This is a genomic window from Bradyrhizobium sp. Leo78 (genome assembly GCF_059512425.1).
On record NZ_JCAMOT010000021.1, the window covers coordinates 152,695 to 163,020 of the forward strand.

Consider the following 10,326-nt stretch of genomic DNA (forward strand, 5'->3'; position numbering starts at 1 on the left):
GAAGACGCCGCGTGAGGCGGTTGAGCCAGTGGCGATCCGCCGCTAGCTTGCGGTCACGTTCGGGCTAAAGGGAATCATGGCTGAGGAACTGGCGAAGACCGCAAATAATTCGACCACGGAAAAAACTGCGCCGCGGAGGGCGACCGACATGCCGCTGCTGCGCATCGAGGGCGTGACGAAAAGGTTCGGCAACTTCACCGCGGTCAACGAGCTCTCACTCGATATCCGCGCCGGTGAATTCTTCGCCCTGCTTGGCCCGAGCGGGTGCGGCAAAACCACGCTGTTGCGCATGCTGGCGGGATTCGAGACACCGGACGAGGGACGCATCCTGCTTGCTGGTCGCGACATCGCGCAGGTGATGCCGCATGAGCGGCCCGTCAATATGATGTTCCAGAACTATGCGCTGTTTCCGCATCTCTCGGTGCGTGACAACATCGCATTCGGCCTGCGGCGCGCCGGCATGGCGCGCGGCGAGATCGCCGCCCGCGTCGCCGAGATGGTGGCGCTCGTCAAGCTCGAGGGGATGGAGAAACGCAAGCCCGACCAGCTTTCCGGCGGCCAGCGGCAGCGCGTGGCCTTGGCGCGCTCGCTGGCACGCCGGCCGCAGATGCTGCTGCTCGATGAGCCCTTGGCCGCGCTCGACAAAAAACTGCGCGAGAGCACGCAGGCAGAATTGATGGAATTGCAGCGCCGCCTTGGCATGACCTTCATCATCGTCACCCACGACCAGGAAGAGGCGATGACGATGGCGAGCCGGATCGGTGTGATGGACGCCGGCCGCCTGGCGCAGGTCGCAACCCCGCGCGACCTCTATGAGGCGCCGGCCTCGCGCTGGGTCGCCGCGTTCGTCGGCGACGTCAATCTGTTCGAGGGGCAGGTCATCTCGCGCGAGCAGGGCAGGCTGAAGGTCACGACGCGTGAAGCAGGGATCATCACGGTGGCCGAACCGCGCCAATCGGTGATGAAAGAGATCGTGACCGTCGCGATCAGGCCCGAGAAGATCAAATTATCGCGGCGTGGACTGGCGTCGGGTGCCGACGCGTTGCAAGCAATCAATCGCTTCGAGGGCGAGGTCGCGGAGATCAATTACCTCGGCGGCCTCACCGCTTACAGGATCAGGCTCGACAATGGTGCGGTGGTCCGCTCGGTGATGGCCAATACCGCGCGGCTTGACGCGGATGGCTATGGTTCGAGCGAGCGCGTGGCTGTCTGGTTCACGCCCGACGATGGGGTGGTGCTCGAGCAATGAGCACGCGCCGTATCTTTGCCCGTCCGGCGCGCTATGCCGCCATCGCGCCCTATCTCTGGATGGCGCTGTTTTTCCTGGTGCCGTTCGGCTTTGTGCTGAAGATCAGCCTGTCGCAGACCGCGATCGCGCAGCCGCCTTATACGCCGGTGTTCGACCTCGGCGAGGGATGGGTGGCGTTCAAGGCCGCGTTCGAGCAGTTGTCGCTGGAAAATTTCCGGCTGCTGCTCTCGGACAATCTCTACATCCTGTCCTATCTGCGCAGCCTGGTCGTCGCCATGACCTCGACGCTGATCCTGCTCGTGATCGGTTATCCCATCGCCTACGGCATGGCGCGGCTGCCGCAGCGCTGGCAGGGCATCGCGATGACCCTGGTCATCGTGCCGTTCTGGACCTCGTTCCTGATCCGCATCTATGCCTGGATCAACATCCTGCAGCATGACGGCTTGCTCAACCGGATCTTGCTCGCATTGCATCTGGTGCCCGGGCCTGTTGTCTGGCTGTCGACCGACACCGCGATGTATATCGGCATCGTCTATTCCTATCTGCCGTTCATGATCCTGCCGCTCTACGCCACGCTCGCGAAGATGGACCGCACGCTGCTGGAAGCCGCCGAAGATCTGGGCGCCTCGCCGCGGAAGGCCTTCTGGCTTGTGACGTTTCCGCTGTCATTGCCGGGCGTCGGGGCAGGGGTATTGCTCTGCTTCATACCGATTGTCGGCGAGTTCGTGATCCCCGATCTTCTGGCCGGCTCCAATTCGCTGATGATCGGCCAGACGCTCTGGCTCGAATTCTTCACCAATAAGGACTGGCCGGTGGCCTCGGCCGTCGCGATCGCGCTGTTGCTTCTCTTGGTGCCGCCGCTCGTGCTCTATGACCGGCTGCAGCGTCGGCAGGTCGAGGGCCGACGCTGATGGCACGTACCGTGAACCGGCTTTCGCGCTTCAACATGACCGCGCTCGCGCTCGGGCTTGCGTTCCTTTATTTGCCGATCGTGATCCTCGTGATCTTTTCGTTCAATGCGTCGCGGCTGGTGAATGTGTGGGGCGGCTGGTCGCTGCGCTGGTACATCGAGTTCTTCAATGACCGCGCCATGCTGGAAGCCGCCTGGATGAGCCTGCGCGTGGCCGCCGTGTCCGCCACATTGGCGACGCTGCTCGGCACCCTCGCGGCCATAGGCCTGGCGCGCGGCGAGCGCTTTGCCGGCCGCGCGCTGTTCTCCGGCATGCTCTATTCGCCGCTGGTGATGCCGGAGGTGATCTCGGGACTGTCACTGCTACTCCTGTTTGTGGCGCTGAACGCCGAGCGCGGCTTCTGGACGGTGACTATCGCCCACACCACGCTCACCATGTGCTTCGTCACCGTGGTGGTGCAGTCGCGCCTTGCTTCGCTCGACCGCAGCCTGGAGGAGGCCGCGATGGACCTCGGCTGCAATCCGGTGAAGGCGTTCCTGATGGTGACGCTGCCGCTGATCGTTCCCGCCATCGTCGCGGGTTGGATGCTCGCCTTCACGCTGTCGCTCGACGACGTCGTGATCGCAAGCTTCACCACCGGTCCCGGCTCGGCGACGCTGCCGATCCGGATTTATTCGGAGGTGCGGCTCGGGGTGAAGCCGGAGATCAACGCGATCTGCACGCTGGTGATCGCATTGATCGCCGTCCTGATCGTGATCGCCTCGTTCGCTTCGAAATTGTCGAGCTCCCAGGGCGAGAGCGCCGCGCCGCTGTGAGCGGTCACGACTTCACCGCGCCCGCGGTGAGGCCGCCGACCATGTAGCGCTTGAAGGCATAGTAGATCGCCGCCGGTGGCAGCGCGTAGATGAAGCCGGTCGTCATCAACAGCTCCCACGGCGAATCGTCGGCGGCGAGGAAATTGCCGAGCGCAACGGGGAGCGTGATGTCGGTGTCCTTCGATAGCAGCAGGAACGCATAGAGATATTCGTTCCAGGCCAGCAGGATGGCGTACGTGCCGACCGCGACCAGTGAGGGCATCATCAGCGGCACGTAGACCAGGCGGAACAATTGCAGCGTGGTCGCGCCGTCCATGGTCGCGGCTTCGTCGAGCTCGACCGGCAGTTTGTCGGATGCTTGCTTCAACACCCAGATCGCGTAGGGCGAGGCGATGGTCACCATCGCCAGGATCAGCGACCAGTGAGTGTTGAGCAATCCGTAATTGCCCATGGTGCGGTACATCGGCACGGCCAGGAATGCGGCCGGGATGAAATAGGTGAACAGCGCCATGTTCATCACCGCGCGGCCGCCGGGCGTACGCAATCGCGAGATCGAGAACGCCGCTGATGTTGCGATGAACAGCGTCAGCGCGCCGGTCGCCAGCGCGATCACGGTCGAGTTCCCGAACTGCATCCAGAAGTCCCGCAGGAAGTAGTGCTGCTGACGGAACACGATCTCGAAATTGTGCAGCGTCGGATGATCGGGCCAGAGCTTGCCGGAGAACGCATCCTCCTTCGGCGAGATCGCAAACAGGAACATGTGATAGATCGGCACCAGCGTCCAGATCAGGACGGGGATGCCGATCAGGAGCAGCTTAGCCTCGGTGCCGATCTCGCGCAGGGTGGGCAGCTTCATCGCGACAACCGTTTCATCATGAAATAGACAAGCGGCAGCACTAGCGGCAGCGCGCAGACGATCGAGGCCATCGCCAGATTGAGCTGGTCGAGCCGGAGATAGCGGATGCCGAGCGTCGACAGCACATGGGTGAGGTCGGCCGGCCCGCCGCCGGTCAGGAGGTAGACGCTGTTGAAGTCGCCGAGCGTCCAGATCATCGAGAGCAGCGTGCAGGTGACGTAGAGCGTCCGCATCGACGGCCAGGTGATGTAGCGGAATTTCTGCCAGAAGCTCGCGCCGTCGACGGCAGCGGCCTCGAACAGGTCGTTGGAGATGGCGAGCCGCCCGGTCATCAGGATCAGCGTCCAGAACGGCAGCGACTTCCAGATGTGGACGCCGATCGCCATGGTCAGCGCCACCGCCGGATCGTTGAGCCAGTTCGGGCCGTCATCGCCGGTCAGGCTGAAGATGATGTGATTGACCACGCCCCATTCCGGATTGAGCATGAAGCGCACCGACAGGATGGTCGGGATCGACGGCACCGCCCAGGGCAGGATGAACAGCACCGACAGCCACCTGATCCAGTGGCGCTGCTGGACGAAGAAGCCCGACAGGAACAGCGCAATCAGCATTTTGACGTTGATGCCGATGACCAGGAAGATCAGCGTGTTGACGGCGGCGCGCGCGAAGATCGGGTCGTGATAGAGCTCGACATAGCTTTGCGGATGGCGCGCGAGCCATAGCCCGTAACCGACGGGATAGAGCACGAAGGCCAGGAACACGAGCAGATAGGGCGCCAGCAGCACGATGCCCCAGACTTGCGGCGTCGACAGCCGCGCCGACAGCGGCGGGCGCGGGATCGCATGATCGGAAAGCGTGATCGCCATGTGTTACATCACGTCCTAGATCGCCGTGACAGGGAGGCCGGCCGCGTCGACCGCGGCCGGCCTTGTTGACGTCAGCCCGCGACCTGCTTGATGCGGGCGATCAGTTCGTCGACGGCCTTGTCCACCGGCACCTTCTCGCTGACGACGCGGTTCATGGCCTTGGCCCAGACGTTCTCGTTGTTCAGGATCGTGAACTTGTAGTTCTTGGTGAAGTCGAACGGCGTGGTGCCGCCGGTGAACTGGGTGTAGACCGCCTTGCGATGCCGGTCGGCCTGCCAGAACGGGCTCTTCTGGCCGGCGACCGTGACCGGGAACCAGCGGCCGAGCGCACCCTCGACATAAGGCCCGAGGTTCTCCTCCTGCAGCAGGAATTTGACGAACTCCTTGCCCTCGGCCTTGTTCTTGGCCGCGGTGAAGATCACGCCGGTCTTAACGTCGGAGCGGTACTTGATCGGGTTGCCGTCCGGCTTGTTGGGGAAGGAGGCCGTGATGATGGTTTCCTCATAGGCCTTCTTGCCGGCGGCGCGCTGCTCGGGCGTCAGCGCCTGGTTGTTGGAATCCTCGAACCATTTCGCCGCGATCGAGATCGTGAAGTTGTGGGTCATCACGATGGTCTTGTTGTGGAAGGCGACGTTGTTGTCCGGGTCCTTCCAGGTCGTGGAGGAGGGCGGCGTGCAGCCCTTGATGTAGGTGTCGGTGTAATCCTTCAGCGCGTGGATCAGCCCGTCGCGCACCTTGGGATCGTCGACCAGGAGTTTGCCGTCGTCATCGACCAGCTTGACGTCGTAGGCGTCCATGAAGGTGTAGAACGACTGGAACGAGTCGGTCGATTCCACACCCATCGGCTGGCCGACGCCGTAGATGCGGTTGCCGGTCGCCTTGCGGATAGCGGGCTGCACCTTGTCGCACCAGAACGACCAGTAATCCGCCCACTTGGTCGGAATATCGCTCGGCTTGAAGCCGGCCTGCTGCAGCATGTCGCCCCAGATCTGCACATGCATGCTCTGCTGTTTCAGCGGGAAGCCGTAATAGCCCTTCTTCTTGGTCTGGTCGTTGTAGAGATAGGCAGTCTCCAGCGTGTTCGGGGCGAAGGCCGATTTCATCGGCAGCAGGATGTCGGAGAGGTCCTCGATCTTGCCTTCGAACGCCCATTTACCGCCGGCCTGCACGTCATACGTATCGGAATAGGCGACGTCGGGCACTGTGCCGGAATCGAGCGCGGCCACCGTCTTCGGGATCATGTCCTGGATCGCGTATTGCGACAGCTCGACCTTGATGCCGGTCTTGGCTTCGAACTTCTTGATCGCCTCGAGGAGCGCGTCATCCTCGGATTTGTAGAAGCCCTTGCCCCACCAGACCGTGATCTTCTTCTCCTGCGCCAGTGCCGGCGCGGTCGCGTGGATCAGCCCGATGGCGGCGACCGCGAAAGAAAGCACAGCAATACCCAACTTGGATTTCACGTTGTTCTCCCTGTCTTGATGCCGGTTTTTTTAACCGGTTGGATAAAAGACTAGCGCATGGCCGCGGCCTGATCCAGATGGCGCGCGCGGTTCGCCTTTGAACCACGACGAAAGTCGAAAGGTTCAATTCGGCTTGGCGTTCTCGGCCGCCGTCGGCGCTCGCGTCGGGGATGCCGCGGCATCAGAGGGCTGCTGCCGCGGGCCGCCGGTGAAGCGCTCGATTACCGAGCGCACGGTGTCGCGGGTCTTGCGGTCCTTGACCGCATCGAGCAACTGCGACGATGCCGGCGAGCGGCGGATCAGGCTTTCCGGATCCGGGAAGACCAAAGGATCGTCCCACGGACCCTGCACCACGAACGGCAGGTCAAAACCGTTGCTGCCGCTCGGCGCGGAATTCAGGCTGGCGACGCCCTTCAGATCATATTCCCGCGACGGCACCGAGGCGGTCCCGGTCAGCGTGATCTTGGCTGCAGGTCCTTCGAGGCGGATGTCTTCGGCGGTGGCGACGCCATCATTGAATCGCACGCCGATCGTCAGATTGTCGTAAGGCGTCGAGCCCGAGCGGAAATTGCCGCCGCCGGACAGCGGCCGCCGCTCCAGCCGCTTCAGAAGCTGTTCGACATTGAAACCCGCGATCGCGCCATCATGCCCGCTCAGCGTCGCGGTACCATCGAGTGATTGCGCGAGCCCGAACGGACTGGAGCCGGAGGCCGTCAGCGCGACGTTGAGATTGCCGCGCCCGGTGAGCTTGCTGACGCCGAACAATTCGCTGGCGCAGGCCTGCAGGTCGACATCGATGAACTCGAGCTGCGCCTTCACATCCGCGATGGCATCCGAGCGCGCGATCCCGAGCGAGCCCTTGGCGATGCCGCCATACATCTGCGCTTCCGCAACCGAGAGCGCGAGCGTGCCGCCGCGCAAATTGGCGCCGAGCGCCGTGCGCCCGAGCCTGGTCGAGCCGACCGTCACCCGCGCCGCCGACAGCCGCATGTCGAGGTCGGTTGCGGTGAGCGCGTTCAGATCGAACAATTGCCGGTTCCAGTCACGCTGGCCGCTCGCCAAAAGGCGGAAGGTCGAGATATAGGGCGTGAAATCGAGGTTGCCTGCGGCGAGTGTCGCCTGCAGCGTCTGCCGGCCATTGTTGGCGAAGGTCATCACGCCCTCGGCGACATTACCGTCGAGCTCGACATTGACATTGGTGAGCGCCACCGAGCCGCCGACGAGATTGGCGCGCGCCTTTAGCGTGAAGCGGCCGAACCCGCCGCTGCCAGGCGGGGCCTGTCCCATCCAGCGCAGCGCGTTGCGCAAGGACACGCTGTCGATGGTCGCGGTGCCCTCCATCATCAGGCTGGTCCGGTTGGCGACCGTGCCGTCGAAGGCGAGCTTGAGCGGCGCGCTGGCAAGGCGCGCCTTCAGCCCCGAGCGCTCGCCTGACAACAGCGCGATGAAGTCGCTGGCGCTGATCGAGCCGTCGACGCGCTCGCCGCGCCAGTCGAACTGTCCGGTTGCGGCAAAAGAACGCGAGATCGACGGCCAGGCCAGCGACAGGTCGATGTCGCCGAGTTGCTCCCTGACATGGTTGCTCTCATCCTCATAATAGAGGATGCCGTCCTGGATGCGGATCTCCGAGAACGACATCTGGTTCTCGGCGCCGGGTTTCATCGCGCGCGCGATGGTGTCGATGAACGGCGTCCAGTTGCTGTCGCCCTTGCCGTCCCTGATGACGTGGATATGCGGTCGCAGCATCATGACGTCGGCGATCTCGAACCGCCGCAGCAATAGCGGCAGCAGGCGCAGATTGGCGGTGAGCACGTCGACCCGCAGCGCAGGGTCGATGGTCCCGCCGCCCCTCAGCCCGACGTCATGGAACGAGACATAGCTGCCGGGGAACACCGAGACATCGATATGGCCGTTGACGACGAGGTCGAGCCCGGTGACGGCGCGGATTTGCGCCTCCACCGCCTGCTGCAGGGCGTCCCGGTTCAGAAACCAGGATGTCCCGATCAGGCCAAGCAGCGCGAGGCCGAAAAACGCCGCAATCGGCATCCCCAGGCGCTTCATTCCTTGGGCCATCGTCAGTGACATATCCAGGTCGGGTTGAGGTGATCGGATCTTCGAATAAAACCGGGCAGCGCACCTGGCGCCCCTGCCAAGCCACGCAACTTGAAGGGTTTTCTTGACGCTTTCAAGGCCGTCGTCGAGGTTGTAGGCAGGTGAGATGGCCAAACGGGGCGTCATTGACGCATTGCGAAGATTTCGCCTAATAATCCCAACCAATTCCGGCCGCCGCGCCTTTTCTCGATCAGGTCCTCTTTCATGAACAAGGTCTATCCCGACGCCAAATCGGCACTCGACGGCATCCTTAAGGACGGCATGATGATCATGTCGGGCGGCTTCGGCCTCTGCGGCATCGCCGAAACACTCTCCGATGCGATCCGGGACTCCGGGGTCAAGAACCTGACGGTGGTCTCCAACAATGCCGGCGTCGACGGTATCGGGCTGAGCCGGCTGCTGGAGACACGCCAGATCAAGAAGATGATTTCCTCCTATGTCGGCGAGAACAAGCTGTTCGCGCAGCAATATCTCGCCGGCGAGCTCGAGCTCGAATTCAATCCGCAGGGCACGCTGGCCGAGCGCATCCGCGCCGGCGGCGCCGGAATCCCGGCCTTTTACACCAAGACCGGTGTCGGCACGCTGATTGCCGAGGGCAAGGAAGTGAAGGAATTCGACGGCGAGAAGTACATCATGGAGCGTGGCCTGTTCGCCGACCTCGCCATCATCCACGCCTGGAAGGGCGACACCGCCGGGAACCTGGTCTATCGCAAGACCGCGCGCAACTTTAACCCGATGATGGCGACGGCCGCGAAGATCACCGTGGCCGAGGTCGAGCATCTGGTTCCGGCCGGCGAGATCGATCCCGATCACATCCACACCCCAGGCATTTTCGTAAAGCGCATCGTCGAGGTCGGCACCGGTAAGAAGCGGATCGAGTTCCGCAATACCCGCCCGCGCCCCGCAGCCTAAATTTAGCAGGAGAGTCCCATGGCCTGGACCCGTGAACAGATGGCGGCGCGCGCCGCGAAAGAGCTGCGCGACGGCTATTACGTCAACCTCGGTATCGGTATCCCGACGCTGGTTTCGAACTACATCCCCGAAGGCATCGACGTCAGCCTGCAGAGCGAGAACGGCATGCTCGGCATGGGCCCGTTCCCCTACGAGGGCGAGGAGGATGCCGACCTCATCAACGCCGGCAAGCAGACGGTGAGCGAATTGCCGTCGACCAGCTATTTCTCCAGCGCCGATTCCTTCGGCATGGTGCGCGGCGGTCATATCGACCTTTCGATCCTCGGCGCGATGCAGGTGGCCCAGAACGGCGATCTCGCCAACTGGATGATCCCCGGCAAGATGGTGAAGGGCATGGGCGGCGCCATGGACCTTGTCGCCGGCGTCAAGCGCGTCGTAGTGGTGATGGAGCATTCCGCCAAGGACGGCCCGAAGCTGCTCAAGCAATGCTCGCTGCCGCTGACCGGCGAACGCGTGGTCGACATGGTCGTCACTGATCTGGCCGTCTTCACCATCGACAAGCATGGCAAGGACGGCATGGCGCTGGTCGAACTCGCCGACGGCGTCACGCTGGATGAGGTGAAGGCCAAGACCGAAGCCGAGTTTCGGGTGGCGCTGAAGAACACGTGATGATGGTTCTTCCCTTCTCCCCTTGTGGGAGAAGGTGGCGCGCATGAAATGTGCGACGGATGAGGGGTTGTCCCCGCGGGCGACGGTGCTCGTGGAGAGAGACCCCTCACCCAAATGAGTTTCATTGCCGACGCCGGAGTAGCCCTCTCCCACAAGGGGAGAGGGCGCATCAACGGGCACGGAGAAAGCGTCGTATCGCACGCTCTCTCCACTATTGTCGTCATTGCGAGCGCAGCGAAGCAATCCATGCCTCCGCAAGTGGCGCGATGGATTGCTTCGCTGCGCTCGCAATGACGGGGCTGGCATTCCGATTCAATTTTCAAACAGCAGTGGGGATGTGAGTTCGCATTCTCGCGGCGTGTCACGCCCGAGCTTTGCTCTCGTTTCACCCTCCTCGAAAACAGAGGGCGCAGGGAAAGCCGGGTGCAGGTTGCACCCGTGGGTCCCGTGCAACAAAAAGCACGGGGGTAGGACCA

The 10,326-nt window shown here is 63.0% G+C and carries 9 protein-coding genes; 5 read left to right on the forward strand and 4 right to left on the reverse strand.

All coding sequences use genetic code 11. From position 1 onward, the window contains the following. The first annotated feature begins 76 nt into the window (after positions 1 to 76). The 3 genes from AC5ZG1_RS25245 to AC5ZG1_RS25255 are packed head-to-tail and all read left to right on the forward strand — an operon-like array spanning position 77 to position 2,975. Positions 77 to 1,249 (forward strand): ABC transporter ATP-binding protein, encoded by a 1,173-nt coding sequence (locus AC5ZG1_RS25245; protein WP_496134372.1) that lies wholly within the window; start codon positions 77 to 79, stop codon positions 1,247 to 1,249. Beyond that, on the forward strand, positions 1,246 to 2,160 hold the full coding sequence (locus AC5ZG1_RS25250; protein ID WP_456640987.1) for an ABC transporter permease: 915 nt from the start codon (positions 1,246 to 1,248) through the stop codon (positions 2,158 to 2,160). Before AC5ZG1_RS25245 ends, AC5ZG1_RS25250 begins: the two co-directional genes overlap by 4 nt. Beyond that, on the forward strand, positions 2,160 to 2,975 hold the full coding sequence (locus AC5ZG1_RS25255) for an ABC transporter permease (RefSeq protein ID WP_028167017.1): 816 nt from the start codon (positions 2,160 to 2,162) through the stop codon (positions 2,973 to 2,975). Before AC5ZG1_RS25250 ends, AC5ZG1_RS25255 begins: the two co-directional genes overlap by 1 nt. A gap of 4 nt (positions 2,976 to 2,979) precedes the next feature. Here the strand turns inward: AC5ZG1_RS25255 and AC5ZG1_RS25260 are convergent, their stop codons facing one another. The 4 genes from AC5ZG1_RS25260 to AC5ZG1_RS25275 all read right to left on the reverse strand — a co-directional run bounded on the left by AC5ZG1_RS25260 (position 2,980) and on the right by AC5ZG1_RS25275 (position 8,230). After that, positions 2,980 to 3,831 carry a carbohydrate ABC transporter permease gene (locus AC5ZG1_RS25260; protein ID WP_496134373.1) on the reverse strand — a complete coding sequence of 284 codons (852 nt, stop codon included), beginning with the start codon at positions 3,829 to 3,831 and terminating at the stop codon, positions 2,980 to 2,982. Beyond that, entirely contained in the window at positions 3,828 to 4,697 is an 870-nt protein-coding gene (locus AC5ZG1_RS25265; protein ID WP_028167019.1) for a carbohydrate ABC transporter permease, read from the reverse strand. The genes AC5ZG1_RS25260 and AC5ZG1_RS25265 overlap by 4 nt, the downstream gene beginning before the upstream one ends. Positions 4,698 to 4,768: 71 nt before the next feature. Next, complete coding sequence (locus AC5ZG1_RS25270) at positions 4,769 to 6,157, reverse strand: ABC transporter substrate-binding protein (RefSeq protein ID WP_496134374.1); 1,389 nt, start codon at positions 6,155 to 6,157, stop codon at positions 4,769 to 4,771. A gap of 123 nt (positions 6,158 to 6,280) precedes the next feature. Beyond that, positions 6,281 to 8,230 (reverse strand): AsmA family protein, encoded by a 1,950-nt coding sequence (locus AC5ZG1_RS25275; RefSeq protein WP_496134375.1) that lies wholly within the window; start codon positions 8,228 to 8,230, stop codon positions 6,281 to 6,283. Between the two features lie 243 nt (positions 8,231 to 8,473). Between AC5ZG1_RS25275 and AC5ZG1_RS25280 the strand changes: the two genes are divergently transcribed. Both AC5ZG1_RS25280 and AC5ZG1_RS25285 read left to right on the forward strand, forming a co-directional pair. Further along, positions 8,474 to 9,181: a CoA transferase subunit A gene (locus AC5ZG1_RS25280; RefSeq protein WP_028167022.1), complete on the forward strand. Its 708-nt coding sequence runs from the start codon at positions 8,474 to 8,476 to the stop codon at positions 9,179 to 9,181. Positions 9,182 to 9,199: 18 nt separating this feature from the next. Beyond that, positions 9,200 to 9,850 (forward strand): CoA transferase subunit B, encoded by a 651-nt coding sequence (locus AC5ZG1_RS25285; protein ID WP_130227435.1) that lies wholly within the window; start codon positions 9,200 to 9,202, stop codon positions 9,848 to 9,850. Positions 9,851 to 10,326: the final 476 nt, after the last annotated feature.

Bases quoted from the DNA above. Each gene is read 5' to 3' on its own strand.
- AC5ZG1_RS25245 (WP_496134372.1), top strand. From the start codon at position 77: ATGGCTGAGGAACTGGCGAAGACCGCAAATAATTCGACCACGGAAAAA.
- AC5ZG1_RS25250 (WP_456640987.1), top strand. From the start codon at position 1,246: ATGAGCACGCGCCGTATCTTTGCCCGTCCGGCGCGCTATGCCGCCATC.
- AC5ZG1_RS25255 (WP_028167017.1), top strand. From the start codon at position 2,160: ATGGCACGTACCGTGAACCGGCTTTCGCGCTTCAACATGACCGCGCTC.
- AC5ZG1_RS25260 (WP_496134373.1), bottom strand. From the start codon at position 3,831: ATGAAGCTGCCCACCCTGCGCGAGATCGGCACCGAGGCTAAGCTGCTC.
- AC5ZG1_RS25265 (WP_028167019.1), bottom strand. From the start codon at position 4,697: ATGGCGATCACGCTTTCCGATCATGCGATCCCGCGCCCGCCGCTGTCG.
- AC5ZG1_RS25275 (WP_496134375.1), bottom strand. From the start codon at position 8,230: ATGGCCCAAGGAATGAAGCGCCTGGGGATGCCGATTGCGGCGTTTTTC.
- AC5ZG1_RS25280 (WP_028167022.1), top strand. From the start codon at position 8,474: ATGAACAAGGTCTATCCCGACGCCAAATCGGCACTCGACGGCATCCTT.
- AC5ZG1_RS25285 (WP_130227435.1), top strand. From the start codon at position 9,200: ATGGCCTGGACCCGTGAACAGATGGCGGCGCGCGCCGCGAAAGAGCTG.